Origin of the sequence: Micromonospora sp. WMMD980, from assembly GCF_029626035.1 — a bacterium.
Classification (GTDB): Bacteria; Actinomycetota; Actinomycetes; order Mycobacteriales; family Micromonosporaceae; genus Micromonospora.
In genome coordinates this window covers 2,413,347-2,439,018 of sequence record NZ_JARUBE010000003.1, presented here as the reverse complement: position 1 = coordinate 2,439,018, position 25,672 = coordinate 2,413,347, and the positions used below count along the sequence as shown (strand labels likewise).

27 protein-coding genes and 1 pseudogene are annotated in these 25,672 nt (G+C 75.7%); 16 read left to right on the top strand and 12 right to left on the bottom strand.

The annotated features are described in order from the left end of the window. Window positions 1-2: 2 nt before the first annotated feature. The 4 genes and pseudogenes from O7618_RS11840 to O7618_RS11830 all read right to left on the bottom strand — a co-directional run bounded on the left by O7618_RS11840 (window position 3) and on the right by O7618_RS11830 (window position 3,086). The gene (locus tag O7618_RS11840) at window positions 3-1,097 is read right to left on the bottom strand and encodes an AI-2E family transporter (protein WP_278106104.1); all 1,095 of its coding nucleotides are present in this window, start codon (window positions 1,095-1,097) and stop codon (window positions 3-5) included. 144 nt (window positions 1,098-1,241) lie between these two features. Then, window positions 1,242-1,481, bottom strand: a complete 240-nt coding sequence (locus tag O7618_RS32200) for a hypothetical protein (protein WP_347405369.1) — start codon at window positions 1,479-1,481, stop codon at window positions 1,242-1,244. A gap of 94 nt (window positions 1,482-1,575) precedes the next feature. After that, a pseudogene (locus O7618_RS32195) lies at window positions 1,576-2,028 on the bottom strand (fused MFS/spermidine synthase); the annotation flags it as partial. Window positions 2,029-2,114: 86 nt separating this feature from the next. Then, complete coding sequence (locus O7618_RS11830) at window positions 2,115-3,086, bottom strand: DUF2267 domain-containing protein (RefSeq protein ID WP_278106103.1); 972 nt, start codon at window positions 3,084-3,086, stop codon at window positions 2,115-2,117. Between the two features lie 185 nt (window positions 3,087-3,271). Here O7618_RS11830 and O7618_RS11825 point away from each other — a divergent pair, with 185 nt between their 5' ends. After that, window positions 3,272-3,583, top strand: coding sequence for a hypothetical protein (locus tag O7618_RS11825; RefSeq protein WP_278106102.1), 312 nt, complete (start codon window positions 3,272-3,274; stop codon window positions 3,581-3,583). Between the two features lie 76 nt (window positions 3,584-3,659). Here O7618_RS11825 and O7618_RS11820 read toward each other — a convergent pair whose 3' ends face one another. Continuing rightward, the gene (locus tag O7618_RS11820; RefSeq protein WP_278106101.1) at window positions 3,660-4,007 is read right to left on the bottom strand and encodes an STAS domain-containing protein; all 348 of its coding nucleotides are present in this window, start codon (window positions 4,005-4,007) and stop codon (window positions 3,660-3,662) included. Between the two features lie 43 nt (window positions 4,008-4,050). After that, a complete protein-coding gene (locus O7618_RS11815; protein ID WP_278106100.1) occupies window positions 4,051-4,386 on the bottom strand; it encodes an STAS domain-containing protein in 336 nt (111 codons plus the stop codon). A gap of 251 nt (window positions 4,387-4,637) precedes the next feature. On the opposite strand from O7618_RS11815, the gene O7618_RS11810 reads away from it, so the two are divergent. The 5 genes from O7618_RS11810 to O7618_RS11790 all read left to right on the top strand — a co-directional run bounded on the left by O7618_RS11810 (window position 4,638) and on the right by O7618_RS11790 (window position 8,923). Beyond that, window positions 4,638-6,401 (top strand): PP2C family protein-serine/threonine phosphatase, encoded by a 1,764-nt coding sequence (locus O7618_RS11810; protein WP_278106099.1) that lies wholly within the window; start codon window positions 4,638-4,640, stop codon window positions 6,399-6,401. After that, entirely contained in the window at window positions 6,398-7,450 is a 1,053-nt protein-coding gene (locus tag O7618_RS11805) for a cobalamin B12-binding domain-containing protein (RefSeq protein WP_278106098.1), read from the top strand. The genes O7618_RS11810 and O7618_RS11805 overlap by 4 nt, the downstream gene beginning before the upstream one ends. Window positions 7,451-7,526: 76 nt before the next feature. Beyond that, the gene (locus O7618_RS11800) at window positions 7,527-7,874 is read left to right on the top strand and encodes an STAS domain-containing protein (RefSeq protein ID WP_278106097.1); all 348 of its coding nucleotides are present in this window, start codon (window positions 7,527-7,529) and stop codon (window positions 7,872-7,874) included. A gap of 70 nt (window positions 7,875-7,944) precedes the next feature. Continuing rightward, on the top strand, window positions 7,945-8,391 hold the full coding sequence (locus O7618_RS11795; protein ID WP_278106096.1) for a response regulator: 447 nt from the start codon (window positions 7,945-7,947) through the stop codon (window positions 8,389-8,391). 118 nt (window positions 8,392-8,509) lie between these two features. Continuing rightward, a complete protein-coding gene (locus O7618_RS11790) occupies window positions 8,510-8,923 on the top strand; it encodes an ATPase (RefSeq protein WP_278109980.1) in 414 nt (137 codons plus the stop codon). Window positions 8,924-8,962: 39 nt separating this feature from the next. On the opposite strand, the gene O7618_RS11785 is transcribed toward O7618_RS11790, so the two are convergent. Continuing rightward, window positions 8,963-9,802, bottom strand: a complete 840-nt coding sequence (locus tag O7618_RS11785) for a hypothetical protein (protein ID WP_278106095.1) — start codon at window positions 9,800-9,802, stop codon at window positions 8,963-8,965. A gap of 330 nt (window positions 9,803-10,132) precedes the next feature. Here O7618_RS11785 and O7618_RS11780 point away from each other — a divergent pair, with 330 nt between their 5' ends. Continuing rightward, a complete protein-coding gene (locus O7618_RS11780) occupies window positions 10,133-11,083 on the top strand; it encodes an endonuclease/exonuclease/phosphatase family protein (protein WP_278106094.1) in 951 nt (316 codons plus the stop codon). Between the two features lie 9 nt (window positions 11,084-11,092). Here the strand turns inward: O7618_RS11780 and O7618_RS11775 are convergent, their stop codons facing one another. Beyond that, window positions 11,093-11,521: an OsmC family protein gene (locus O7618_RS11775; protein WP_278106093.1), complete on the bottom strand. Its 429-nt coding sequence runs from the start codon at window positions 11,519-11,521 to the stop codon at window positions 11,093-11,095. Between the two features lie 76 nt (window positions 11,522-11,597). Next, the gene (locus tag O7618_RS11770; RefSeq protein ID WP_278106092.1) at window positions 11,598-12,545 is read right to left on the bottom strand and encodes a serine/threonine-protein kinase; all 948 of its coding nucleotides are present in this window, start codon (window positions 12,543-12,545) and stop codon (window positions 11,598-11,600) included. 136 nt (window positions 12,546-12,681) lie between these two features. Here O7618_RS11770 and O7618_RS11765 point away from each other — a divergent pair, with 136 nt between their 5' ends. Further along, on the top strand, window positions 12,682-12,906 hold the full coding sequence (locus O7618_RS11765; RefSeq protein ID WP_278106091.1) for a hypothetical protein: 225 nt from the start codon (window positions 12,682-12,684) through the stop codon (window positions 12,904-12,906). Between the two features lie 6 nt (window positions 12,907-12,912). Here the strand turns inward: O7618_RS11765 and O7618_RS11760 are convergent, their stop codons facing one another. Further along, window positions 12,913-13,710, bottom strand: coding sequence for an alpha/beta fold hydrolase (locus O7618_RS11760; RefSeq protein WP_278106090.1), 798 nt, complete (start codon window positions 13,708-13,710; stop codon window positions 12,913-12,915). Further along, window positions 13,707-14,600: an SDR family oxidoreductase gene (locus O7618_RS11755; protein WP_278106089.1), complete on the bottom strand. Its 894-nt coding sequence runs from the start codon at window positions 14,598-14,600 to the stop codon at window positions 13,707-13,709. Before O7618_RS11755 ends, O7618_RS11760 begins: the two co-directional genes overlap by 4 nt. 112 nt (window positions 14,601-14,712) lie before the next feature. On the opposite strand from O7618_RS11755, the gene O7618_RS11750 reads away from it, so the two are divergent. From O7618_RS11750 to O7618_RS11730, 5 genes are all read left to right on the top strand, one after another. Further along, window positions 14,713-15,468 (top strand): response regulator transcription factor, encoded by a 756-nt coding sequence (locus tag O7618_RS11750; RefSeq protein WP_278106088.1) that lies wholly within the window; start codon window positions 14,713-14,715, stop codon window positions 15,466-15,468. Continuing rightward, the gene (locus tag O7618_RS11745) at window positions 15,446-16,975 is read left to right on the top strand and encodes a HAMP domain-containing sensor histidine kinase (protein ID WP_278106087.1); all 1,530 of its coding nucleotides are present in this window, start codon (window positions 15,446-15,448) and stop codon (window positions 16,973-16,975) included. Before O7618_RS11750 ends, O7618_RS11745 begins: the two co-directional genes overlap by 23 nt. 45 nt (window positions 16,976-17,020) lie before the next feature. After that, the gene (locus O7618_RS11740) at window positions 17,021-19,279 is read left to right on the top strand and encodes a glycosyltransferase family 39 protein (protein ID WP_278106086.1); all 2,259 of its coding nucleotides are present in this window, start codon (window positions 17,021-17,023) and stop codon (window positions 19,277-19,279) included. A gap of 3 nt (window positions 19,280-19,282) precedes the next feature. Beyond that, the gene (locus tag O7618_RS11735) at window positions 19,283-20,506 is read left to right on the top strand and encodes a dolichyl-phosphate beta-glucosyltransferase (protein ID WP_278106085.1); all 1,224 of its coding nucleotides are present in this window, start codon (window positions 19,283-19,285) and stop codon (window positions 20,504-20,506) included. Between the two features lie 88 nt (window positions 20,507-20,594). After that, window positions 20,595-21,311, top strand: coding sequence for a helix-turn-helix domain-containing protein (locus O7618_RS11730; protein WP_278106084.1), 717 nt, complete (start codon window positions 20,595-20,597; stop codon window positions 21,309-21,311). 91 nt (window positions 21,312-21,402) lie between these two features. Here O7618_RS11730 and O7618_RS11725 read toward each other — a convergent pair whose 3' ends face one another. Further along, the gene (locus O7618_RS11725; protein ID WP_278106083.1) at window positions 21,403-21,801 is read right to left on the bottom strand and encodes a VOC family protein; all 399 of its coding nucleotides are present in this window, start codon (window positions 21,799-21,801) and stop codon (window positions 21,403-21,405) included. A gap of 152 nt (window positions 21,802-21,953) precedes the next feature. On the opposite strand from O7618_RS11725, the gene O7618_RS11720 reads away from it, so the two are divergent. The 3 genes from O7618_RS11720 to O7618_RS11710 are packed head-to-tail and all read left to right on the top strand — an operon-like array spanning window position 21,954 to window position 25,585. Then, window positions 21,954-22,130 carry a hypothetical protein gene (locus tag O7618_RS11720; RefSeq protein ID WP_278110243.1) on the top strand — a complete coding sequence of 59 codons (177 nt, stop codon included), beginning with the start codon at window positions 21,954-21,956 and terminating at the stop codon, window positions 22,128-22,130. 4 nt (window positions 22,131-22,134) lie between these two features. After that, window positions 22,135-23,550 (top strand): methyltransferase domain-containing protein, encoded by a 1,416-nt coding sequence (locus tag O7618_RS11715; RefSeq protein WP_278106082.1) that lies wholly within the window; start codon window positions 22,135-22,137, stop codon window positions 23,548-23,550. After that, window positions 23,543-25,585 (top strand): sulfatase-like hydrolase/transferase, encoded by a 2,043-nt coding sequence (locus tag O7618_RS11710; protein WP_278106081.1) that lies wholly within the window; start codon window positions 23,543-23,545, stop codon window positions 25,583-25,585. Before O7618_RS11715 ends, O7618_RS11710 begins: the two co-directional genes overlap by 8 nt. Window positions 25,586-25,672 lie beyond the last annotated feature (87 nt).

The window sequence follows — 25,672 nt, the reverse complement described above, 5'->3', positions numbered from 1 at the left end:
GGTCATCCACCGGCCGGCGGACGGTCCACGGAACCATCGTCTCGTTCCCCGTCGGCCGGTGCGGCCAGCGCCGACCGGCCGGCGGGAACGAACTCGCGTAGCAGCACCTGCACGATGCCGGCCGCCGGAATCGCCAGCAAGGCACCCACCAGGCCCGCCAGCTCGGCCGCCAGCAGCACGCTGAACAGCACCGTCAGCGGGTTCAGCCGCACCGCGCGAGCCATGATGACCGGCTGGAGCAGATGATTCTCCACCTGCTGGTAGACGACGAAGAAGACGAGCACGACGATGCCGGCGGTGGGCGAGCGGGCGAACCCCGCGCCCGCCGCGACGATCGCCCCCAGGGTCGCGCCGACCAGTGGAATCAGGTCGACCACGGCGACCACCAGCGCGATCACCGCGGCGAACGGCACCCCGGGCAGGAGCAGCACGGCGAAGGTCAGGCCGCCGCAGATCAGGCTGATCACCAGGTTGCCGCTCAGGTAACCGGTGACGATCCGGGACGAGTCGCGGCCGATGCGCCGCAACCGCTCCGCCGGGCCGTCACCGACGAGCCGCAGCGTGGTCGCCACGATCCGGGGTGCCTCCAGGACCATCAGATACGCCAGCACCACCACCGTGACCAGCGCGGCGACGGCCTGCGCCACGCCCCGGACCAGCCCGACGGTCGGCTCGCCGAGCCGGGAGCCGTACCGGCGCAGTTGGCCGGGCTCGGCGTACCGGAGCAGGTGCAGGCGGTCCAGCAGCTCACCGATCGGCCCCCGCCCGGCCTGGGCCTCGTGCACCACGTGCGGGGCCCGGTCGGCGAGCCGGCCCAGCTCGTCCACCAGCGGTAGGACGATCAGCGCACCCAGCGCCGCGAGCAGCGCGAACGTGGCCAGGAAGACCAGCAGGGTGGCCAGCGCCCGGCGGCGTACCCGACGCTCCAGCCGGTCGACGAGCGGTTTGAGGGCCACCGCGAGGAACGCCGCGACCAGACCCCAGACGAGCACCCGCCGGGTCGCCCAGACCAGCGCCAACCCGACCACACTGGCCAGCACCAGGCCGATCACGATCAGCGTCCGGCGGGCGGTGGACCGGTCGTCGGCGACGCTCATCCGGCGCGGCTACCCGCCCTGCGGGGCGGAAAACCCGCGCTCGGACGGGACCGCCGCGTGGCCGTCGGGCGGCGCGCTCGGGGCCCCGGCGCGACGGCGGGCCCGGGGCGGGGCCGGCAGGCCCGGCGCGGGCCGGCACCCAGGTCAGGTCAGGTCGGCGTCGGTGACCGGCCAGGCGTCGGCGGCGAACGTGTCGAGCGCCGCGCCGTGCAGCACGGTCCCGGGCACCGGATCGGCGGCGACCCGGGCGGCGAGGCGGCGCACCGGCAGTCGGCCGGGCCGGAGCGCGCCGGCGAGCACCACGTTGCCGTAGCGCCGGCCGCGCAGCATCCGCCGGTCGCTGACCAGGCAGACGTCCGCGAAGACCGCCCGCAGCGTGGCCACCTGCGCGCGGGTGTGCGCCAGCGGTGGCAGGTCGGGTGAGATTGACCAGGTAGACGCCGTCCGGGCGGAGCACCCGGGCCACCTGCGCGGCGAACTCCACGGCGGCCACGTGCGGGGGCATCCGGGCCGCCCGGTAGACGTCGCCCACCACCACGTCGTACACCCCGGCCGGTTCCCCGGTCACCGCGGCGCGGGCGTCGCCGAGTGTCACCGCCACCTCCGGCGGCACCGGCGGCAGCCGCCGGCGGACCAGGTCGACCACGTCGGGGTCGCGCTCGACGACCCGCTGCGCCGACCCGGGGCGGGTGGCGGCCAGCCAGCGGGGCAGGGTGAGCGCGCCGCCGCCCAGGTGCAGGGCGGCCAGCGGACGGTCCGGCGGCGCGGCCAGGTCGATCACGGCGGCGATCCGCCGCACGTACTCGAAGTGCAGGTGCCGGGCGTCGGCGACGTCCACGTAGGACTGTTCGACGCCGTCGGCGAGCAGCGTGCGCCCGGTGGGGCGGGCCGGGTCCGCGACGATCTCCAGGACCTCGGTGTCGCTCTCCACCACCGGAACGCTACCGGGCCGCGAAGATGGTGAGCGGGGGCCCCGCCCATACCGGAGGCGTCAAGCGGGGCCCCTCCTTGCCGCCGTCAGCCGGCGGCCATGCCGGCGCCGGCTTCGTCGATCGCGGCGTCGACCCGGTGCGCCAGGTCCACGTCCGGCCCCGTCACGCCGTCGACCTGCTGGGTCCGGACCGTGAGCACGGCGTTGTCCGGATCCGGCCGGCCGATCTGCGGGCCGCGTCCACCGGCGTCCTTGAGCCGGTCCAGCCGGTCGAGCACCCGGTCCAGGTTGCCGCCGGGCAACTCGATCGTGCGCACCAGCGACCGGCGGTCGCTGGACCAGTAGGGGAGCGCGGCCAACGCGTCCCGCAGCTCCGGCTCGGTCAGCGGCGCGGTGGCCGAGGACGCGCCCACCAGACCACCGCCGTAGTGGGCCGGCGCCAGCAGGTCCCGCAACCCGTCGGGTACGCGCAGCGAACCGACCAGTTCGGCGTCCGCGTCGGCCAGCGCGGCCAGGGTCGCCTCGGCCTGGCAGCGCGCCTGTTCCGGGGTGAGCCGGCTGCGTCGGCCGACCTCGGCCAGGAAGCCCGGCAGGTCCTGCCGCCGCTCGATGCCGTCCACCGGCACCACGTCGTGCAGCTTCACCGGCACCGCGTCGAGCAACCGTTCCCGCTCGGTCTCGTCCAGCGCCCAGGCCAGGGCGAGTACGGTGGCCTCCGCCGCGACCTTCGCCTCGGCGAAGTCGACTCCGGCCCGTCGACTCACCGCGTCCACCAGCTCCCGGTATCCCACCCCGACCGCCACGTCCGGCGGCGGATCCGGAAGCGGACGCGGTCGTTCCGCCACCTCCACCGCGGGCGGCGCGGGGCCGCCGCGCGTGCTGTCCGGCTTGTGCCGGCCGGCCGGCGGCGGGCCGGACCGGTCGTGCTGGTCCAGCGAGGTGACCTGCTTGGACGCGCTCAGGCTGGCGCCGATCTGGCTGGGTCGCCGCCCCTGCTCCCGGGCCTGTCGGGCGAGGGCCCGGCGCCGCTGGTTGTCGCCCTCCATCTGCTTGCGCATGTCCTCGCACCTCGTTCCTGGTCGGTGGCGCTTGCGTCGGACGCCTTCCCGCCGCTGCCGGGAAGTTAACGGGCGCCGGCGGCGCGGCAGGCTTCATTCGCTGCGGGTGAGGGGCGCTCACCCGCCGTTGCCGCAGGATCGCAGGGACCGGACAACTTCCGACGCACGCGGAAGGGCAGGTCGTCATGAAACGGATCGTGGAGATCGTCCCCGCCCGTCCCGGTTGGTACGCCCGCTGGCGTCTCGGCCCGGACACGACCCGGTGCTACCCGGTGACGCTGTGGGCGCTGCTGGAGGCGAACGACGGCGGCGGGCGCGAGGTGGTCGGCGTCGACTGCGTCGGACAGTGGCCCGGCGCGGACGACGACACGGACGCGGACTTCGTCCGATACCTGTTCCAGACGCCCGATTCCGGTGTGCCGGAGGACGCCGAACCGCCACCGGCGGGGCGGGAGCGCCACGGCGGGCCGAGCCGCGCGGCCGTGCCCGCCGCCTGAGCCATCCTCCTCAGGCCCCCGGCCCCTGGTCCCAGGGTCGGGGGCCGCCCCCGGCCCGGAAACCGGTGCCTGTCGCTCAGCCCACCTCGCGGGCGTCGCCGGGTGCCACCCGGGGCGGGGCGGGCAGCAGTTCGGCCAGGCCGGTGCGGTCCAGCAGTTGCCGGACCTGCGGGTTCAAGTCGGTCACGTGGACCGCGCCGGTGCCGGACCGGTGGATCACCACCAGCGCGCTCAGGCCGGAGGAGTCGCACAGCGTCACCCCGGTGAAGTCGAGCCACAGCTCCTGGTGACCGTCGCGGCGCAGCTCGGCGGCGGCCTCGACGAGCTCCGGGGCGGTGTCGAAGTCGAGCTCACCGGCCAGCCGGAGCCGGGCGGACCCGGCGTCGAGCCGATCCACCTCGATGGTCAACAGCGGGGAGAGCATGGGTCCATGTTCCCAGTCGGGGACGGCCCGGAAACCCCCGGGGTCACGCGGACGCGGCCGACCCGGACGCGGGCCGCCCGTCGACGGGTGGACGGTCGAGCAGGCCGGTGACCCCGGTCATGTCGAGGATGGTCTCCAGGAAGCGCGGGACCGACCGCAACTCGATCGCGGTGCCGACCTGCTGCCCCTCGCGCCAGGCGTGCACGATCACGGACAGGCCGGTGCTGTCGAGGAAGTTCAGGCCGTCGAAGTCGAGCACCAGTGCCGCGGGCCGCTCGGCGAGCAGGCGGTCGACCTCCGCGCGTAGCGGCGTCGAGGTGGCGTAGGCCAGGTCGCCGCCGACGCTGACCACGGGGGCGGCCGGGTCGGAACGGTCCACGGAGATGCTCAGCGGTGTGGCTTCGGGCTTTCTCCGTTGGGGAACCACCATCACGCCTTTCCGCAGGCTGCCGGTCGGGCAGGGACGATCGGATCGTAACAATGCCCGGCCGGGGCCGCTCGGCGCGTGTTCGGCGGGCGTCGTCGAGTGGCGGTCGGGGCGTACCGGCGTAGGGTGGGGTGACGAGAAGTGACCCGACGCGCCGCTGCGGGCGCCTCGCGGATGTCGACGAGGAGAGTGGGGCTCAGCTGGTGACTGCTGCCGACGTCAGGGGTTCCGACCCGGGCGACGGGCGGATCTCCACGCCGAGTGCCGCACGGGCTTCGGCGTGGCCGCCCGCCGCCCCGATGACGTCCGCCCTCCCGCCGCTGGCCCCCGACCACGACGTCGCCGCCGTTCCGGACTGGTCGGAGGTGGTGGAGCACTTCCGCGAGGGCCTCATCGTCTGCGACGCCGAGGGTGTGGTGCGTCATGTGAGCCCGGTCGCGGAGCGGCTCGTTCCCGAGGTGGTGGTCGGCGAGGTGCTCGCCGCCACCGGTGTGACTGCGCTCGCCGGCCACGCTCCGGCCGAGTTCACCCACCACGGGCGCCGGCTGCGACTGCGCGCGGTGCCGCTCTCCGCGGCCCGGCGCTGCTGGTACGTGGAGGACGTCACCGAGAGCGTCAGCCGGGCGGACGCGCTGCTCGCCGAGCGGGCCCGCTCGCTCTTCCTCGCGGTGGTCGGCGAGAAGCTCGGCAATCCGCTGCACCCCGACCGCGCCGCGGCGGCCGTGGCCCGGCTCGCCGTGCCCACGGTCGCCGACGTGGCGGTGCTGGTCCTGGCGCCCCGCTCGGGCCGGGCCCGCTGGTGGCGCGCGGTGCGCGCGGACGACGAGACCCCGGCCGTGGACGGCGGCGTGTTGCCGGCCACCTCGTTGCCCGCGGCGATCGAGACCGGCCTCGCCGGCACCGAGCCGCACGCGCTGGACTGGCTGGTCGAGCAGGCCGCCGAGGCGGGCTGGCTGCCCGGTCTCGACGTGCGCGGCGCGACCGCCCGGGTGGTGCCGCTGCCCGGCGGGGAGGCTCCGGCCGGCGTGCTGCTGGTGGCCCGCCGGGCCGGCCGCTGGTACGACGAGGCGGACGTCGACCTGGTCCGCGCGTTCGCGGCTCGGGCCGGGGCGGCGCTGACCACCGCGATGCTCTACCGCGACCAGGCCGAGGTCGCCGACACCCTGCAGGCCAGCCTGCTGCCGGTCGAGCCGGCGGCCGCCTCGGGCGTGCAGTGGGGCACGGCCTACCGGCCGGCGCAGGCCGGGCTGCGCATCGGCGGCGACTTCTACGGTTCGCACCGCCTCACCGACGGCGGTTCGGTGTTCTTCCTGGGCGACGTCTCCGGCAAGGGCGTGGAGGCGGCGGTCTTCACCGGCCAGCTCCGCCAGTGCCTGCACGCGCTGCACCGGGTGGAGACGCAGCCGGGGCGGCTGCTGAAGCTGCTCAACGACGCGTTGCTGGAGACCACCCAGGCGCACGGGCAGGGCCGCTTCGCCACCATGGTGCTCGGCGTGGCCCGCCCGCACCGCGACGGCGGGCTGACGCTGACCCTGGCCGGCGGCGGCCACCTGCCACCGCTGGTGCTGCGCGAGTCCGGCGAGGTCGAGGTGGTGCCGTTGAGCGGCATGCTGATCGGCGTGGTGCCGGATCCGCGGATCGGTGAGACCACCGTGCACCTGGCGCCCGGAGAGACCTGCCTGCTCTACAGCGACGGGGTGACCGAGGCGCGCGGCGGGTGGCGCGGCGACGAGCAGTTCGGCGCCGACCGGCTGCTCAACGCGGTGACCGGGTGCCACCGGATGCCCGCGCCGGCGCTGGCCGAGCGGGTCGAGCAGGTGACCTGCGACTGGCTCGCCCACGGCGACCACGACGACATCGCGGTGCTCGCGCTGCGGGCCGCCGGCCCGGCCGGCCGGGCGTCCCGTCACCTGCATGCGGTGCCGGAGCCGACGAGCGCCGACCGACCGAGGGAGCTGCCCGCGTGAACGCGACGACCACCGGGGCGGACCCGGCCCACGCCTTCCCGGGCTACCTGGAGTGCCTCGCCGAGGCCGACGAGCAGGCCGCCGTGGCGGTGGCCCGGGGGCTGCTGGATGCGGGTGTGCCGGCCGAGCGGGTGTTGCTCGACCTGGTCGCCCCGGCCCAGGCCGAGGTGGGGGAGCGGTGGGCGCGTAACGAGTGGAGCGTGGCCCAGGAGCACGCCGCCACCCACATCAGCGAGCGGGTGGTGGCCGCGGTGGCCGCGTACGCCGATCCCCGTCCGACCCGTGGGCGGATCGTGATGGCCTGTATGGACGGTGAGTGGCACGCCCTGCCGGCCCGGCTGGTCGCCGAGGTGCTGCGGCTGCGCGGTTGGCAGGTCGTCTTCCTCGGCGCCAGCGTGCCGGCCGCGCACCTGGTGTCCTATCTGCACCGTTACGACGCCGACGCGGTGGCGCTGGCCTGCGCGCTGCCGATGCGGTTGCCGCACGCCCACCGGATGATCGAGGCCTGCCGCCGCTCCGACGTGCCGGTGGTGGTGGGCGGGCGCGGCTTCGGCGCGGACGGCCGCTGGGCGCGGACGCTCGGCGTGTCCTGGGCACCGGACGCGCCGGCCGCGGCCGACCTGGTCGCCGACGACCGGGCGTTGCGCGCGGCGCCGCCCGCCCGGCTGGACCACCTGGCCGACGACGAGTACGCCAGCCTGGTCAAGCGGCGCGGTGAGCTGATCGACAGCGCGCTGGCCGACCTGCGGGAGCGGGTGCCGGCGGTGGCCGACTACACCCCGGCGCAGCTCGACTCCACGGTCGGCGACCTGGGCTACATCGTCGACTTCCTGGCCGCCGCGCTCTACGTCGACGACCGCACGCTGTTCGTCGAGTTCGTCGAATGGCTGGTGGAGATCCTGGTCAGCCGGGGCGTCCCGGCGGCGGCGGTCGGTCTGACGCTCGACCACTACGGACACGAGCTGCGCGACTTTCCCCGCGCGGCCGGCTTCCTCGAACGCGGGCGTGCCGTGGTCGGCGGACTGTCGACGGCGGCTGCGGGCCGCTGACTCGCGGACGCCCCGACGCCCCCTATACTTGCTGCACTGCAAGGGTTCGCCTGCGGTGGGAGCGAGAGGGGCCACGGTGACGTTCACCGTCACGTACGCCCAGCGGGACGAGGCCGGCGCCGGTCTCCGACTCGCCGGTGAACTCGACATGAGCACGGCCGGCGAGTTGAACGCGGCGATCGACCGGCTGGTCGCCGCGGGCCACCGCGAACTCCTGCTGGACCTCACCGAGCTGACGTTCTGCGACTCGACAGGCATCGCCGCCTTCGTCCGCGGGGACAACCTCGTGGCCGCCGACGGCGGTTGGCTGCGGCTGACCGGGGCGAGCGGCCGGGTGGCCCGGGTGCTCCAGGTGACCGGCCTGGCCGAGGTGCTCACGGACGGCCGCGACACGGTCGACCCGACGGCGTCGGCCAGCTCCTGATCGGATAGATTTCCCCGCCAGCGGCCGGCCGCGGGGCCGGCGCCCTCCTCGACACGAAGCAGGTAGCCCCATGGGTCAGCCCAGCCACAACCCCGTTCGCATCCTGGTGGTGGACGACGACCCGGGTGACGTCCTGATGATCGAGGAGGCGCTCGAGGAATCGGACGTCGAGAAGGTCATCGAGGTGGTCGCCGACGGCGAGGAGGCGATGGAGTTCCTCCGCCGCGAGGGCCGGCACGCCGACGCGCAGCGTCCGGACGTCATCCTGCTCGACCTGAACATGCCCCGGATGGACGGGCGGCAGGTGCTCGGCGAGGTGAAGCGGGACGAGAACCTGCGGACCATCCCGATCGTGGTGCTGACCACCTCCAACGCCGACACCGACGTGGTCAGCAGCTACACGCTCCAGGCCAACGCGTACGTGACCAAGCCGATCGACCTGGACGACTTCAACGACGTGGTGCGCCGCATCGACGAGTTCTTCGGCCGGGTGGTCGTGCTTCCGAAGCACGCCTGACCGCCCGGAGTCCCCGGCCTGGCGGATGCTGAACATTTTGCGCGAACGGCCGCCCCCGGCCCCGCTCGCCGGAGCAGGATCGTCGGTGGGGGACGTACGCGGCTGCCTGGGGGGCGACATGAGGTTCTCGGTGGTGGAGTCCGGCTACGAGCGGCGTCAGGTCGATGCCTGCCTGGACGAGCTGGATCTCCAACTCGGCCGGCTGGCGGCGCGCGTGGAGGGCGCCGCGGGCACCGGCCGCGACTGGGACCAGATCCGCCTGGACGCCCGGCACCTCGGTGACTTCCTCCGGCGCCGTGCCGCGCCGGCCGAGGACCCGTCCGGCGCCGACGCATCCGCCGCCGAGCGGGCGGCCGCCGCGCTGCTGGCCCGCGCCCGCGCCGAGCTGGAGGCGGCCCGGGACGAGGCCCGCCGGGTGCGCGAGGAGGCGTACGCCGAGGCGGTGCGGGCCCGTCGCGAGTTCGAGGCCACGCTGGCGGCCCGCCGCCGCCACGAGGCCCGCGTGGACGACATCCTCTCCGGCGTGCGGTGAACGGAAGGCCCCCTGGTCGGCGCCCGGGCGCGGGCGCGGTCAGATCAGCGCGGCCACCACGGTGGCGGCCCGGTTCTCGTGCTTGGCGTACGCGTCGGGGAACGCGGAGACCTGCACCGCCTGGGCCGCGCCGGTGACGCTCATGTCCTCCCAGCCGGGCACCTCGGCGAGCGCGGTGTAGAACGCGCGGGCCGCGTACGCGGGGCGCATCAGTTGGGCGACGGTGCCCCAGCCGCTGCTCGGGCGCTGCTGGAACAGCCCGACCGAGTCGTGGTCGGAGCCGCTGCCCTGGTGCGGTTGGTCGAACGACTCCGGCAGCACGTCGCTGGCCAGGTTGTAGAGGTCGCTCTCCTGCAGGGCGGTGGCCACCGCTACCACGAGCGCCCGGCGCGGCAGGCGCATGTCCCGCCCGATCTCGACGATGGTCTTCGCGTTGTCCATCTGCCGCTGGTCGAGGCCGGCGACGGGGCGCGGGTGCGCGGGGCGGGCGGGCTTGCGCGGCGCCTTCTTGCGGGCCGGCGCGGGGCTCGGTGCGGCGACGGACGGGGCCGGCGGCGCCGGCGCGGCCACCGGCGGCGCGACGCGGGTGAAGTCGCGGGAGGCGCGCTGCTCGACGGCGACGCGGTCGGCGAGCGCCTCGCTGACCGTCAGGTCCGGCGGCGCGGCCTCACCGACGCCGACCACGCCGACCAGACCGAGGCAGCAGGTCACGCCGGTGGCGACCGCGATGCGCCCGGGGACGGAGCGTCCCGGGCCGCGCCGGGGCGGTTCCGGGGCGCGATGCCGGCCCACCCGCCGTTCGGCCGATGCCGGGTCGATCGTTCGGCGAACCGGGAGCTGCGCGGACAGGGGCTGGGGCTCGGAGTGGTCGGGGTGCACCCGCCGAGGCTAGAGATCTTCCCGACGGTTGCCATCGGGCTACTTGGTGGCATGCGCCACACTTTGCCGGAATCCGTCCCCACATTACCGTCGGTAGATAATGTAACGCGCCAACCTCTCGTATCCGAAAAGACTGTCATATCGACTTTGTCGGTTGATAGTGCGCGGGTGGCGGGCCGCGACGCCGTCCCGGTGGGCCTCGTCCATTCGGTCGAGGGCGACCTCCCTCGCCTGGTCCGCCGCCGCCCACCGGCCCACCGATACCGCCGGCGGGCCCGCGTACCCGGATCGACCCTCCGCGCCGCCCAACCGCTCGATACGATGCGGACGGTGACGGAGCAGATGGTCGACGCGCGGGCCGCCGGGGAGCCCGCCGGCCGCCGGGGCCGGCGGGGGATGGTCGTCATCGCCTGCGCCGTGCTGCTCACCCTGCTCCTCGTTGGGCACCGGGCGGTGCCCAACGTGCAGGGCCTGGGCAGCCTGGTGGACAGCGTCGCGCCGCTGCTCGGCGTCGGCGTACCCCTGCTCGGGCTGGCGGCGCTGCTGCGCCGCTCCCGCCGGGCGTTGCTCGCGGTGCTGCTGCCGGCCCTGGCCTGGGCCGTGCTCTACGGCCGCGCCTGGCTGCCCCCGGCCGTCGGCGCTGACGGCACCTCGGTGCGGGTGGCCAGCCAGAACCTCCGGGCCGGCAACCCCGACCCGGCCGCCACCGTCGGCGCGCTGACCGGCGGGGCCCCCGACCTGATCGGCCTTCAGGAGGTCGACGACGACGTGCGGGTGGCGCCCGCCCTGGCCGATCGCTACCCGCACCGCACGGCGGTCTCCACCGTCGCGCTCTGGAGCCGCTGGCCGATCCGCGAGGCCCACGGCGTGGACACCGGGCTGGGCTGGGACCGGGCCCTGCGCGCCGAGGTGGCCGCCCCGCAGGGCGACCTGACGGTGTACGTCGTGCACCTGGGCTCCGCCCGGGCCGGTCACACCGCCACCCGGGACGAGACCGTGTCGGCGCTGGCCCGCACGGTCCGCGCCGATCCGGCCCACCGACTGGTGGTGCTCGGCGACCTGAACACCGCCACCACCGACCGGGCCCTCACCCCGCTGACCCGGCTCCTCGGCGACGCCCAGGCCGAGGCGGGGCGGGGTTTCGGCTTCACCTGGCCGGCCGACGTCCCGCTGACCCGACCGGACCACGTCCTCTACCGCGGGCTCACCCCGACCGCCGCCGGCGTGGTGCACACCCCGCGGACCGACCACCGGGCGGTGACCGCGGGCTTCCGCTGGTGAGCCGAGCGCTCAGTGCCGGCCGTTCTCGGCCGGGGTGACCGTGAGCCGGTGCCGGCTCGGGTCGCCGCTGGAGAACGGCCAGAGCTGGTCGGCGTAGGCGACCAGGTCGGACAGTTGCTCCCGGGTCAGCCCGGCCGAGGAGATCTCGGCGTGCACGTCGGCCCGGTAACGGCCGTCGTCGTCGCGGCCCAGTTTCGCCTCCGCGGTCACCTGCACGGTGTGCGCCTCGTCGGTGATCTCCCCGGCCGCCTCCACCGCCGCGTGGTGCAGGCAGGAGGCGAACGCGGCGGCCAAGAGCTGCTCCGGTGTCAGGCCGGTGCAGTGCGGCGCCAGCGGCGACGCCAGGGCGGAGGAGAGACCGCCGTCGTCGGTGCGTACGTGACCACCCGCCGCGGTCGCCGTGGCCGACTCGGCCAGCCAGGAACTCGGATCCGGCATCGTGTTCCTCCCGTCACTCACCGGGAGGCGTTCCCGGCCCCCGACCGGCGAAACCGTGACCGGGCCGGGAGTGCGGTCAGCGGATCCCCCCGCTCGTGGCGGCGTCCACGGCGATCGCCTCGGTCGCCTCGGCGGCGGCCCGGCTGGTCCACGGCGACACCTCCGGGAGCCGCTGCCGGGGCAGCAGCACGGTCATCGGCACGTAGATCCGCGCGTCCACCGCCTCGGCCAGCAGCAGCGCGGCCATCGGACTGGTCGGTCGGGCGGCCGGATCGGCGTCCAGGCAGCGCTCGCACAGCTCCGCCACCTCCGCCGGCAGGCCGGGCACCTCCGGCAACGGCTGCGGCGGCCGGCGGCGGCGCGCGCCGAGCAGTTGGGTGGTGCTGTCCGCCTCGTACGGCAGCCGGCCGGTGAGGCAGTAGTAGAGCAGCACGCCGAGCGCGTACATGTCGGCGGCCGGGGTGGCCGGGTGCCGGTCGAGCTGCTCCGGGGCCAGGTAGGCGGGGGTGCCCACCACGATCCCCTCCGGCGTGCGGTCCGGCGCGCCGGTCGGGGCGGCGATGCCGAAGTCGAGCACCTTCACGCCGGACGGGGTGAGGATCACGTTCGCCGGCTTCACGTCCCGGTGCACGATGCCGTGCCCGTGCGCGGCGGCCAGCGCGGCGCACACCTCGGCGCAGACCCGCACCGCGATGCGCCAGTCCAGCGGGCCGGCGCGCAGGTGCGCGGCGAGCGTCTCGCCCTCGGCCAGTTCCATGACGATGTACGGCACCGGCCGCCCGTCCGGAAGCGTGGCGGTGCCGAAGTCGTGCACGCTGGCGACGTTCGGGTGCACCAGTCGGGCCGCCGAGCGGGCCTCGGCCCGGATGCGTTCCACCGAGCCGGCGTCGCCGTCGAGCCCGGGCGAGATCAGCTTGATCGCGACGGTCCGGTCCAGCACGCGGTCGTGTGCCCGCCAGACCTCCGACATGCCACCAAGGCCGGCTCGCTGTTCGAGCTCGTACCGCCCGCCCAGCGTCCTCATCGATCCACTCCTCGCCGTCGTCCCGTCCCCCGGGTTCCGCTACCCGGGCCCCGAGCTGTGCAAACCGCCGGGCCCGCGCCGGTGACCGGGGTAGCTTCGCGAGCGGGAGTGTCGACACCGGAACGGAGGGTGAGCGGTGGCGTCGGTGCGCGTGCGGTTCGTCGGCGGGCCGGCCGACGGCGTGGTCCGGGACCTGCCGGCCGGGCCGGACGGCGCGCCGCCGGCCCGCTGGATCCTGCGCCACCCGGACCAGCCGGTCGACGACGTGGCGGACCACCTCTACGAACGCGGCGTGCGGGCCGGTTCCGACGGCTGGATCATGAGCTTCGTGCGCACCGACCCGTTCGGCGCGACCGAGTGAGCCGGCTCAGGCCGGGCGGCGTCCGGTGGTGTCGAGGATGACCGAGGCGACCAGCTCCGGGTCGTCGTGCATCGGCACGTGCCCGCAGCCGGGCAGGTCCAGGTGCCGGGCGGTGGGCAGCCGGGTGCGGGCCAGCGCCGCCTGCCGGTGGGGCAGGATCCGGTCCCGGGTGCCCCAGGCGACGGTCACCGGGACGGTGGGCGCGCCGGCGAACGCGTAACCCCGCCCGGCCCGGGCGACGGCGCGGAACGCGCGCGCCTCGCGCAGCGCACGGGCGTCGGCGAGCGCCACGTCGAGCGCCATCCGGTTGGGTCGGGCCAGCAGCATGCCCATGGCCAGGGCCCGCAGGGCCGGCGCGGCGAACAGGTGCCGCAGCACCGGCTCGGGCAGCCGGGCCGCGTTCCGGTGCAGGGCGAGCACGGTGAGCGCCCAGCGCAGCTCGCGCGGGGTGCAGAAGCCGGCCGGCGACAGCGCGGTGGCGGACGAGACCGCGGCGGTCGCGGCCAGCTCCAGCGCGATGGCCCCGCCGAGGCTGTTGCCGGCCACGTGCGGCCGGCCCAGCCCGAGCGCGGCGAACAGCTCGACCATGCCGGTCACCAGCGCGGGCATGTCGGCGGGGAGGCCGGCGGCGGGCACCGGGGACCGGCCGAAGCCGGGCAGGTCGACGGCGATCACGTCGTGGCTCTCGGCGAGCCGGTCGAGCACCGGCAGCCAGGCGCCCCAGTGGTGACCGATGCCGTGCAGCAGCACCAGCGTCGGCCCGGCGCCGCGGCGCTCGAAGACCACCTCCACCGGCGCGCTCACCGCCGGGATCCCGGTGTGCTCGTCCCGAAGCCGCGGCCCAGCGCCCGGGTCTGTTCCTCGATCAGCGGCACGGTGACCCGGGCGGTCCGCCCGACCAGCCGGTCGGCCAGCGGGCTGACCAGCACCGAGCGGATCGCCTGCACCGCGCCCACCGCCCGTGGCACGTAGACCCGGCGGCTGCGACGTTCGATCGCCCGCACGAACGCCTCGGCACACTCGGTGACCGTGGTGGTGCGCCGCATCGGCCAGGGCAGCTTCGCCAGCGCCGACTCGAACGCCGGCAGGTCCGCCCGGGCCTCCCGGACCAGGTCGGTGTCCACCCAGGACGGATGCGCGGTGCCCACCGCGACGCCGCGGTGCGCCAACTCCAGCCGGATCGCGGTGCCGAAGTGCTCGACCCCGGCCTTCGAGGCGCAGTAGGCGGCCATCCCGGGCAGCGCGGCGAACGCCGCGGCGGAGGAGACGATCAGCAGGTAGCCACGCCGGTCGACGAGCGCCGGCACGGTGGCCGCCGCCGTGCGCATCACGCCGATCAGGTTGACCTCGACGGTGCGCACCAGCGCTTCCACGTCACCGACGGCGATGGTGCCCCGGTTGGCGACCCCGGCGTTGGCCACCACCGTGTCGATCCCGCCGAGCGCGGCGAGGGTGCCGTCGACCGCCGCGCCGAGCGCGGCCTGGTCGGTGACGTCGGCGGTGAACCAGACGTGCCCCGGACCCAGTTCGGCGGCGAGCGCGGCGAGCCGGTCGGGTTCCAGCCCGACCAGGGCGAGCCGGGCGCCCCGGGCCGCGGCGAGTCGGGCGGTGTGCGCGCCGATGCCCCGGGCCGCGCCGGTCACCAGCACCACCGAGCCGGCCAACCGGCCGGCGGGACGACGGTCGATGGGCATGGCGGCAAGTTACCACCGGGTAGCCGCCGGGGAAAGGCCCGTACGCGCGCCGTGATCGGCCACAGCTGGTACACAGGATCGGGACAGCGCCGGTACAGCGGACGCGCCCACGATGGGGAGCATGGTCATGAACGGGCAGGCCGCGCAGGGCCGCGTCGAGCTGCGCCGACCGGACGGCGAACCGGTACGGGTGCTGGTGGTCGACGACGAGCCGACCCTCACCGACCTGCTCTCGATGGCCCTGCGGTACGAGGGCTGGCAGGTGACCACCGCCGGCAACGGGATGGCGGCGATCAGCGCGGCCCGGCAGTTCCGGCCGGACGCGGTGGTGCTCGACGTGATGCTGCCCGACCTGGACGGCTTCCAGGTGCTGCGCCGCCTGCGCGAGCAGTCGCCCGAGGTGCCGGTGCTCTTCCTGACCGCCCGCGACGCCGTGGAGGAGCGGATCGCCGGGCTCACCGTCGGCGGCGACGACTACGTCACCAAGCCGTTCAGCCTGGAGGAGGTGATCGCCCGGCTGCGCGCCCTGCTGCGCCGCTCCGGGTTCGCGGTGGCCGCCCGGGAGGAGGCGATCCTCACCGTCGGCGACCTGAGCCTCGACGAGGACAGCCACGAGGTCCGCCGGGGCGACGACCTGATCACGCTCACCGCCACCGAGTTCGAGCTGCTGCGCTATCTGATGCGCAACCCGCGCCGGGTGCTCAGCAAGACGCAGATCCTGGACCGGGTCTGGAACTACGACTTCGGTGGCCAGGCCAACGTGGTCGAGCTGTACATCTCCTACCTGCGCAAGAAGATCGACGCCGGCCGGGCGCCCATGATCCACACGCTGCGTGGGGCGGGCTATGTCCTCAAGCCCGCCCCGTGACCTCGGCGGGCGGCTGCGCCGCCGGCTGGCCGGCTGGTCGCTGCGTCGCCGGTTGGTGCTCTCCGTGGTGGCGCTGCTGGCGCTGGTCAGCGTGGTCATCGGCGGGTTGACCACGGTCGCCCTGCGCCACTTCCTGATCAGACAGGTCGACAACCAGCTCACCTTCGGCGACCGCCGGCCCGGCGATTTCGCCCAGTGGGCGGGTCCCGACCGGCGCCGGCCGGATCGGTCCGGAGGGGCCGTCCCGTCGGTGCCGGAGGGTGCGCCGCCGCCACCGGGAGGTTTCCCGCCGGGCTCGATCGCGATCCGGGTACCGCCGTCCGGTGCTGCCGCCGGGCAGATCCGGACCGAGAGCGGCAGCGCCGAGACGGTGCCCGCCGCCGATCTCGCCACGCTGGCCGCGTTGCGTCCCGCCGACCGCCCCCGCACGATCGACGTCGGTGACCGGGGGGACTACCGGGCGATCGCCGTCAACTCGCCACGAGGTGACGGCGACGTGCTGGTGCTGGCCATCCCGCTGGCCCAGGTCGAGGAGACCGTCATGTGGATGGTGGTCGCGCAGGCCGGGGTGATCGGGGCCGGCCTGGTCGTCGCCGGTGGCCTCGGCGCGCTGATCGTGCGGGGCACGCTGCGCCCGCTGAACCGGGTCGCCGCCACCGCCGCCCGGGTCACCGAACTGCCGCTGGACCGGGGCGAGGTCGCCCTGTCGGTCCGCGTGCCGGCCGCCGACACCGACCCCCGCACCGAGGTCGGGCAGGTCGGCGGGGCGCTCAACCGGATGCTCGGTCACGTCGCCGCCGCGCTCGCCGCACGGCAGGCCAGCGAGGTCCGGGTACGCCAGTTCGTCGCCGACGCCAGCCACGAGCTGCGGACGCCGCTGGCGGCGATCCGGGGGTACGCCGAGGTGGCCCGGCGCGGCCGGCAGGAGGTGCCGCCGGACGTGGCGCACGCGCTGCGCCGGGTCGAGTCGGAGAGTACCCGGATGACCAGCCTCGTCGACGACCTGCTGCTGCTGGCCCGGCTGGACTCCGGCCGCCCGCTCACCGCCGAGCCGGTCGACCTCACCGCGATGGCGGTGAACGCGGTCAGCGACGCGCACGCGGCCGGCCCGGAGCACCGCTGGCAGCTCGACCTGCCGGACGAGCCGCTCGGCGTCACCGGCGACGCGCACCGGCTGCACCAGGTGCTGGCCAACCTGCTCGCCAACGCGCGGGTGCACACCCCGCCCGGCACGACGGTGACCACCCGGCTGGCGGCGGCGCCGGACGGGGTGGAGCTGAGCGTGACCGACGACGGCCCGGGCGTCCCGGCGGACCTGCAACCGGAGGTGTTCGAGCGGTTCGCCCGGGGCGACAGCTCCCGCTCCCGGGCGCACGGCAGCACCGGCCTGGGCCTGGCCATCGTCGCCGCCGTGGTGGAGGCGCACCACGGCCGGGTCGAGGTGGCCAGCCGACCCGGCCGTACCGCGTTCACGGTGTGGCTGCCGCGATCCACAGCGGACGCATAGGGCGCTCACGGGGGCGCGCCAGCGGGCCTGGCGAGGCTTGCCGGCATGGACAGAACCGAGAGCCCGCTGGCCGTTCCGCCGGCCGGCCCGCCCGCGCCCGCCGCCGGCCCGCCCGACACCGGGTCCGCCGCGAGGCCCGTACCCGAGTCGACGCCGACCCCGGTGGGCCCGCCGGCGGACGACCCGCGCTGTGCCCGCCCGGCCCTGCTGGGCCTGCTGGGCCTGCTGGCGGCCACCGGGGTGCTCTACCTGTGGGGCCTGGGCGCCTCCGGGTGGGGTAACGCGTTCTACTCGGCGGCCGCCCAGGCCGGGTCGGAGAGTTGGACGGCGTTCTTCTACGGCTCCTCGGACGCGGCCAACTCGATCACCGTGGACAAGACGCCGGCCTCGCTCTGGCTGATGGCGCTCTCGGTGCGCCTGTTCGGGCTGAGCAGCTGGTCGGTCCTGGTGCCGCAGGCGCTGCTCGGCGTCGCGTCGGTGGGCGTGCTGCACGCGACGGTGCGCCGCTGGCACGGACCGGTGGCCGGCCTGCTCGCCGGCGCGGTCCTCGCGCTGACCCCGGTGGCCACGCTGATGTTCCGGTTCAACAACCCGGACGCGCTGCTGGTGCTCCTGCTGCTGGCCGCCGCGTACGCCACGGTGCGGGCGGTGGAGACCGCGAGCACCCGGTGGATCGCGCTGGCCGGCATGCTGGTCGGCTTCGGCTTCCTCACCAAGATGCTCCAGGCGTTCCTGGTGGTCCCGGTCTTCGCCGGGGTCTACCTGCTGGCCGCGCCGACCCCTCTCGGGCGGCGGATCCGCCAGCTGCTGCTGGCCGGGCTGGCCGTGCTGGTCTCCGCCGGCTGGTGGGTGGCGATCGTGGAACTGGTGCCGGCGAGTGCCCGCCCGTACATCGGCGGCTCCCAGGGCAACAGCATCCTGGAGCTGACGCTCGGCTACAACGGCCTGGGCCGGATCACCGGCGACGAGGTGGGCAGCGTCGGCGGGGGTGGTGGCCCGTTCTCCGGGCAGGCCGGCCTGCTGCGGATGTTCGACACCGAGGTCGGCGGACAGATCTCCTGGCTGCTGCCGGCCGCGTTGATCCTGCTGGTGGCCGGCCTGTGGCTCGCCGGGCGGTCGGCGCGTACCGACCGGCGCCGGGCCGGCCTGCTGCTCTGGGGCGGCTGGCTGCTGGTCACCGGCCTGATCTTCAGCTTCATGTCCGGCATCTTCCACGCCTACTACACGGTCGCCCTGGCTCCGGCCGTCGGCGCGCTCGTCGGCATCGGGGTCACCCAGCTCCGGCGGGCCCGCACCGCGCCCGGCCGGTGGCGCGGGTACGTCGCCACGCTGGTCCTGGCCGGCGTGCTGGCGGTCACCGCCTGGTGGTCGTGGCGGCTGCTCGGTCGCAGCCCCGACTGGCACCCCTGGCTGCGCGCGGTCGTGCTGGCCGGCGGCCTCACCGCCGCCGGCCTCCTGGCCCTGCTCGACGCCCCGGTGACCAAGGGGCGCGCGTCGCGCCGGGCGGCCGGCGGTGATCCGACCTCCGTGATCGACCCGCCGCGGGGACCGAGGTGGGCCTGGTGGGCGTCGGCGGGGGTGGTGGCGCTGGGCGTCGTCGCGGGGCTGGGTGGGCCGGCGGCGTACGCGCTGGAGACCGCGGCCACCCCGCACACCGGCTCGATCCCGAGCGCCGGCCCGTACGTCGCGGGCGGCTTCGGTCGGGGCGGCTTCCCGGGTGGACGGATGCCGGGGGGCGCGGAGTTCCCCGGGGGCGGGTTCCCCGGCCCCCCGGGCAGCGCCGGCCGGGTTCCGGGCGGCACGAGCACCGGCCCGAACGCCGCGTTCCCGGGCTTCCCGGACGGCCGGCCACCGAGCCTCCCCGGCGGCCCGGACGGCGGCGCCGGCACCGGGCGGGACGGCGGCGGTGGGCGCGGGCAGCGCGGCGGTGGCATGGGCGGGCTGCTCGCCGCCCGCGAACCGAGCGCCGAGACGACCGCGCTGCTCAGGACCGACGCGGACGACTACACCTGGGTCGCGGCCACGATCGGCTCGAACAACGCCTCCGGTTACCAGCTCGCCACCGGCGAGCCGGTGATGCCGATCGGCGGCTTCAACGGCAGCGACCCGTCGCCGACGCTCGCGCAGTTCCGGCGGTACGTGGCGGACGGGCGGATCCACTGGTTCCTCGGCGGAGGCGGGTTCCGGGCCGACGGCGGCAGCAGCGCCTCGGCCGAGATCAACGCCTGGGTCGCCGAGACCTTCACCGCGACCACCGTCGACGGGGTGACCATGTACGACCTGAGCAGCGGAAAGCAGGGCTGAGCGGTGACTCTGACGCCGGAGCCCCGGGCCGCCGTGCTGGCTCGACCCGCCGCCGAGGGCGCCGTGCTGGACGTGGTGGTCCCCGTCTACAACGAGGAGGTCGACCTCGGTCCCGGCGTCCGGCGGCTGCACGCGTACCTGAGCGCGCAGTTCCCGTACCCGTTCCGGATCACGGTGGCCGACAACGCCAGCGCCGACGGCACCCTGGCGGTGGCCGAGGCGCTCGCCGCCGAGCTGCCCGAGGTGGCGGTGCTGCACCTCGCGGAGAAGGGACGCGGACGGGCGCTGCACGCCGCCTGGTCCGCCTCGCCGGCGCCGGTGCTCGCCTACCTGGACGTGGACCTCTCGACCGACCTGGCGGCGCTGCCGCCGCTCGTCGCGCCGCTGCTGTCCGGGCACTCCGACCTGGCCATCGGCACCCGGCTGGCCCGCACCAGCCGAGTGGTCCGGGGCGCCAAGCGGGAGGTGATCTCCCGGGGCTACAACCTGCTGCTGCGCGGCACGCTCGCGGTGCGCTTCTCCGACGCGCAGTGCGGGTTCAAGGCGATCCGCGCCGACGTGGCGGCCGAACTGCTGCCGCTGGTGCGGGACACCGGCTGGTTCTTCGACACCGAGTTGCTGGTGCTGGCCCAGCGGGCCGGGCTGCGGATCCACGAGGTGCCGGTGGACTGGGTGGACGACCCGGACAGCCGGGTCGACGTGGTGGCCACCGCCCTGGCCGACCTGCGCGGCATCGGGCGACTGGGCCGGGCGCTGGTCACCGGCGCGCTGCCGCTGGCCCGCCTGCGCGCCCAGCTCGGGCGGGGGCCGCTGCCGGTGCCGCCGGCGCAGGTGCCGGTCGGGCTGCCCCGCCAGCTCGTCCGCTTCGGAGCGGTGGGGGTGGCCAGCACGCTCGCGTACCTGTTGCTCTTCCTGGCGGCCCGCGGCCCGCTCGGCGCGCAACCGGCGAACCTGCTGGCGCTGCTGCTGACCGCGGTGGCCAACACGGCGGCGAACCGGCGGCTCACCTTCGGGGTGACCGGCCGGCGGCATGCCGGGCGGCACCACCTGCAGGGGCTGCTCGCGTTCGCCCTCGGCCTGGCGCTGACCAGCGGCTCGCTGGCGGTCCTGCACGCGCTCACCGTCCCGCCGCGCGCGGTCGAGCTGACCGTCCTGGTGGCGGCCAACCTGGCCGCCACCGCGCTGCGCTTCCTGCTGCTCCGCCTGGCCATGCACCACCGCCCCTGACGCCGCTCAGGTCGATCACGAGGTCGGCGACACGCCACCGCGGCTGCCGCCGACCTCATGACCGACGGCGAGGTGGCAGGGTGGGGGGATGTATCGGGAGCGGGCCGCGGTGGGCATCCGGTCGGCCGTGCGGTGGGAGAGCGTCTCGGCCGGCGACGGGGTGGTGCGGGTGCTGCCGGACGGGTGCCTGGATCTGCTCTGGTCCAGCCGGGCCGGGTTGCTGGTGGCCGGCCCGGACCGCGTCGCGCAGGTGGGTCGGTCGGTGCCGGGGGAGCGGTGGATCGGGCTGCGCCTGCCACCGGGCGTCGGGCCGGCCGTGTTCGGGGTGCCGGCCGAGGAGTTGCGGGACCGGCGGGTGCCGCTCGCCGACCTGTGGGGCCGCGCCGCCGAGAACCTGGCCGAGCGGATCGAGGCCGGTCCGCTGACCCACCGGCCGGCCGCCGGCGCGGCCGTCCTGGAGGAGGCCGCGCGGGCGCGGCTGCGGGCCGCCGGTGGGCCCGACCCGCTCGGCGCGCGCGTGGCCGCCCGGCTGGCCGCCGGGGCGACGGTGGCCGCGACCGCCGCCGAGGTCGGCCTCGGCGCGCGGGCCCTGCACCGGCGCAGCCGGCTCCTCTTCGGGTACGGCCCGAAGACGCTCGCCCGCATCCTGCGCATGGGCCGCGCGCTCGATCTGGCCCGCGGTGGCGTGCCGCTCGCCGAGGTCGCGGCGCGCACCGGGTACGCCGACCAGGCCCACCTCACCCGCGACGTGCGTGAGCTGGCCGGGGTGCCGCCGACCCGGCTGCTCACCCCGTCCACCGGTTGACCGCGAGCGGCGCAGCCCGGCCCGCCCCGCGCCGGCCGCCTGACCCGTGCCCGGCGGTGGTGGCGTAGCCGGCCGGACGGCCGGGTGGCGGTCAGCCGGCCGGCAGCGGCGCGAACAGGTCCACGCCGTTGCCGGCCGGGTCGTGCAGGACCGCGTAGCGCTGGCCCCAGAAGGCGTCCCACGGGGGCAACTCCCCGTGGTGCCCGGCGGCGGTCAGCTCCGCGTACCAGCGGTCCACCTCGGCCGGGTCGGCGCAGCGGAAGGCCAGGTTCATCCGCGGGCTGCCGGCGGGCGGGGTGAAGCGCGGATGGAAGCCACGGACCGTGTCGACGGTGTCGAAGGCCAGCCGCACCCCGTTGGGCAGGGCGACCTCCACGTGGGGTTCCGTCTCGGCGCCGGGTGGGACAGGCAGCCCCAGGCGGCGGTAGAAGTCGAGGGTCCGGGCCATGTCGGTGACGACCGTCCCGACGAGATCGAACTGCGGTGTCATGCCCGCCAGGCTAGGCGCGCCCCGGCCCGCGCGTCTTGAACGGATCGGACGCGCGAGAGTCACCGGTGTGCCCGCGCGGTATCCGGTCGACAGCGTACGGTAGGGGACGAGTCCGGCTTTGAGCAATAAAGCTCGCATACCGGGCTGTACCGATGACCGGCGAAGAAAGGGAAGCAGCCGTGATGCACCTGGCCTACCTGGATGCGGGATCCGGCAGTCTCATCGTGCAGGCGGTGGTCGGCGGGGTGGCCGGAGTGGCCGTGGCCGCCAAGCTCTACTGGCGCCGACTGGTGAGCCGGTTCCGTCGCCAGCCCACCGACCAGGGCTGACGGCGTGACGATCCCCGACACCGGCGTCCGCGTCGAACCCGGTTCCTTCCGGGACCCCGGCAACCGGGTCTTCCACCGCGGTCAGGAGGTGCTGCGCGGGCTCGACGAGCGGTCCGCCCGCGACTGGCGGGCGCTGGCCGCCAGCGACCTCTTCCGTGACCTCACCGCCGCCGGGCACCTGGTCGGCACCGAGGAGCTGACCCCCACCCCGGTCGACGCCCCCTGGGCCGCGGTGCTGCGACACGATCGCATCCCGTTCGTCTCGCACCCCTACGAGTGGTCGTACGCGATGCTGCGCGACGCCGCGCTGCTGCACCTGGACGTGCTGCGCGCCGCGCTGGAGGCCGGCTTCACCACCAAGGACGGCTCCGCCTACAACGTGCAGTGGCGCGGCGCCCACCCGGTGTTCATCGACGTCGGCTCGTTCGAGGCGCTGCGCGAGGGCGAACCGTGGGCCGGCTACCGGCAGTTCTGCCAGACGTTCCTCTATCCGCTCCTGATCCAGGCCCACCTCGGGCTGGACTTCCAGCCGTTCCTGCGGGCCCGCGTCGACGGCGTGGAGGCGGACCAGATGCGGCGGCTGTTCGCCGGCGCCCGCCGCTGGCGCGCCGGCGTGCCCACCCACGTGCACCTGCACGGCGCCATGCAGGCGCGCAACTCCGGCGCCAGCACCAGCGACGTCCGCGCCCAGCTGCGCGCCGCCGGGTTCTCCCGCGAGCTGGCGCTGGCCACGGTGCGGGGACTGACCCGGCTGGTGCGCCGCCTCGACCACCGGCCCGGCGACAGCCACTGGTCGGACTACCAGCGCACCTGCGCCTACTCGGTGCCCGACCGGCAGGCCAAGGAGGACTTCGTCGACCGGGCGATGGCCGCCGCCGGCCCCGGCTCGGCGCTGGACCTGGGCGCCAACGACGGCCGGTACGCCCGCATCGCGGCCCGGCACGCCGCGCACGTGGTCGCCGTCGAGCAGGACCCGGCCGTGGTCGACGCGTTCTACCGCGCGCTGCGCGACGAGGGGGAGCGGCGGATCCTGCCGCTGGTGATGGACCTGGCCGACCCGTCGCCCGGCGGCGGCTGGCGGGGTGTCGAGCGGGCCGCGTTCGCCGACCGGGCGCGCGGCGACGCGGTGCTCGCCCTGGCCGTCGTGCACCACCTGGCCATCGGCCGGAACGTGCCGTTGCCCGAGGTGCTCGACCAGCTCGTCGGTCTCACCGAGCCCGGCGGCAGCCTGGTGGTGGAGTTCGTCCACCCGGACGATCCGATGGCCCGCCGGCTGCTCGCCAACAAGCCCGACGGGCTCTTCCCCGACTACCAGCGGGACGCGTTCGAGGCGCTGCTGGCCCGACGCGGCCGGGTGGTGGACCGCGCCGAGCTGCCGTCCGGCACCCGCACGCTCTACCAGGTGGTGGTGGGTGGCTGAGGGCACCCTCGCGCCGCCCCGGGAACAGCCGGCCCACGCCGACGCACCCCGGCGGCGCGGCACCTGGCGAGCCGAGGCGGCGCGGCTGGCCGAGGTGGTGGCGCTGGTCGGCCTGGTGGTCACCCAGCCGCTGCTGGACGTGCTCGGCCGCAGCCCCGACTTCTTCCTGTTCCACCGGGCCTCCCGGGGCGACGTGCTGCTCCTGGTCGCCCTGATCGCGTTGGCGCCCACGCTGCCGTTCGCGGCGCTCGGCGCGCTCGCCCTGCTCGGCGGCCGGATCACCCGGCTCGCGGTGCACACCGTGCTGGTCGGGCTGCTGCTCGCCGCGCTCGCGGTGCAGGTGGGCCGGCACCTCACGCCGCTTCGGGGCGTACCGCTGCTGCTGGCGGCCGGCGTGGCGGGTGCCGCCGCGGCGGCCGCGCACCGGCGGTGGCGGGCGCTGCGGCGGGTGCTGCGGGTCGCGGCGGTCGGCCCGGTGGTGTTCGTCGGGCTGTTCCTGTTCACGTCGCCGGCCTCGGCGGTGGTGCTGCCCCGCGGCGACGGCGGCGCGGCCGGCGTGGCCGGGGCGGGCGCGCACCCGCCGGTGGTCATGATCGTGCTCGACGAGTTGCCGCTGGTATCCCTGCTCGGCCCGGACGGGCGGATCGACGCCACCCGCTACCCGAACTTCGCCGCGCTGGCCGGCGGCTCGACCTGGTACCGCAACGCCACCGGGGTCAGCGGCTGGACGCCCTACGCGTTGCCCGCGATGCTCAGTGGCCGCTACCCGGAACGGGCCGTGGCTCCGCACTACTCGCAGTACCCGGACAACCTGTTCACCGCGCTCGGCGGCCTCTACCAGATCAAGGCCGAGGAGAGCATCACCCGGCTCTGCCCACCCAGCCGTTGCGAGCAGGCGACCAGCCCGCAGCAGGGGATCGGGGTGCTGACCCGGGAGAGCGGCAAGCTGCTGCGCCAGCTCGTCGCGCCGGTGGACAGCCGGGTCGACCCGGAGGACTCCTACCGCGAACAGACCGCGGCCGAGGCCGGGCTGGACGCCGCCGAGCCGGTGCCCGACGATCCCAAGTTCCGCTGGGACACCCTCGACGACAACCAGCTCGCCCGGTTCACCTCGTTCCTCGCCGGGCTGCGCCCCGCCGCCCGGCCCACGCTGCACTTCCTGCACCTGCTGATGCCGCACTCGCCGTGGGCGTACCTGCCGTCCGGGGCGCACTACGACGCGCCGGAGGACCTGCCCAACGACGGCGCCGGCCGGGTGGACCTGGCCCGCGCCCGGCACCTGGCCCAGCTCGGCTACACCGACCGGTTGATCGGCGAGACGCTGCGCACGCTGCGCGCCACCGGCCTCTACGACAAGGCGTTGGTGCTGGTCACCGCCGACCACGGGGTGAGCTTCCGGCAGGACTGGCAGGGGCGGGGGATGGGCGCCATCGAGCACGCCGCCGACCAGGTGGCCTGGGTGCCGATGTTCGTCAAGGAGCCCGGCCAGCACGCCGGCCGGGTCGACGACCGCAACTGGGAGCACGTCGACCTGCTGCCCACCATCGCCGACGAGACCCACGTGCGGGTGCCGTGGCGGCTCGACGGCGTCTCGGCGAAGGCCGCCCCGCGCCAGCGCGCCGACAAGCGCTTCTACGACCGGCCCGGGCAGCCGGTGACGATCACCGGCGGGCCGCCCGCGCCGGTGCCGCTGCCCCCCGCCGACCGGCTGGTCGGCACCCGGGTCGGCGCGGTGCCCGCCGGCGGCGCCGCCACCGTGGCGAACCGGGCGGCGTTCGACGCGGTCGACCCGAGGCGCGGGCTGCCGGCGCTGGTCTGGGGGACCGTGCCCGCCTCGGTGCCGGACGGCACCCGGCTCGCGGTCGCGGTCAACGGCACGGTCGGCGCGGTGGTGCCGGTGGTGCCACCGGACGCCGGCGGGCGGCGGTTCGCCGCGTTCCTCCCCGACGACCGGCTCTTCGCCGCCGGGGCCAACCGCCTCGACGTCTACCGGATCGAGGCCGGCGGGGCGCTGCGGCGGCTCCACCTGTCCTGATCCGCGCTCCCACCCGGTTTCCGACCCAGCAAGTCGGGAATGAGGTGACGCATACCTCACCCCCAAACCATGGCGAGCGTTGTCCAC

Bases quoted from the DNA above. Each gene is read 5' to 3' on its own strand.
- O7618_RS11840 (WP_278106104.1), bottom strand. From the start codon at position 1,097: ATGAGCGTCGCCGACGACCGGTCCACCGCCCGCCGGACGCTGATCGTG.
- O7618_RS11830 (WP_278106103.1), bottom strand. From the start codon at position 3,086: ATGCGCAAGCAGATGGAGGGCGACAACCAGCGGCGCCGGGCCCTCGCC.
- O7618_RS11825 (WP_278106102.1), top strand. From the start codon at position 3,272: ATGAAACGGATCGTGGAGATCGTCCCCGCCCGTCCCGGTTGGTACGCC.
- O7618_RS11820 (WP_278106101.1), bottom strand. From the start codon at position 4,007: ATGCTCTCCCCGCTGTTGACCATCGAGGTGGATCGGCTCGACGCCGGG.
- O7618_RS11795 (WP_278106096.1), top strand. From the start codon at position 7,945: ATGGGTCAGCCCAGCCACAACCCCGTTCGCATCCTGGTGGTGGACGAC.
- O7618_RS11790 (WP_278109980.1), top strand. From the start codon at position 8,510: ATGAGGTTCTCGGTGGTGGAGTCCGGCTACGAGCGGCGTCAGGTCGAT.
- O7618_RS11775 (WP_278106093.1), bottom strand. From the start codon at position 11,521: ATGCCGGATCCGAGTTCCTGGCTGGCCGAGTCGGCCACGGCGACCGCG.
- O7618_RS11770 (WP_278106092.1), bottom strand. From the start codon at position 12,545: ATGAGGACGCTGGGCGGGCGGTACGAGCTCGAACAGCGAGCCGGCCTT.
- O7618_RS11755 (WP_278106089.1), bottom strand. From the start codon at position 14,600: ATGCCCATCGACCGTCGTCCCGCCGGCCGGTTGGCCGGCTCGGTGGTG.
- O7618_RS11750 (WP_278106088.1), top strand. From the start codon at position 14,713: ATGGGGAGCATGGTCATGAACGGGCAGGCCGCGCAGGGCCGCGTCGAG.
- O7618_RS11745 (WP_278106087.1), top strand. From the start codon at position 15,446: ATGTCCTCAAGCCCGCCCCGTGACCTCGGCGGGCGGCTGCGCCGCCGG.
- O7618_RS11740 (WP_278106086.1), top strand. From the start codon at position 17,021: ATGGACAGAACCGAGAGCCCGCTGGCCGTTCCGCCGGCCGGCCCGCCC.
- O7618_RS11730 (WP_278106084.1), top strand. From the start codon at position 20,595: ATGTATCGGGAGCGGGCCGCGGTGGGCATCCGGTCGGCCGTGCGGTGG.
- O7618_RS11725 (WP_278106083.1), bottom strand. From the start codon at position 21,801: ATGACACCGCAGTTCGATCTCGTCGGGACGGTCGTCACCGACATGGCC.
- O7618_RS11720 (WP_278110243.1), top strand. From the start codon at position 21,954: ATGACCGGCGAAGAAAGGGAAGCAGCCGTGATGCACCTGGCCTACCTG.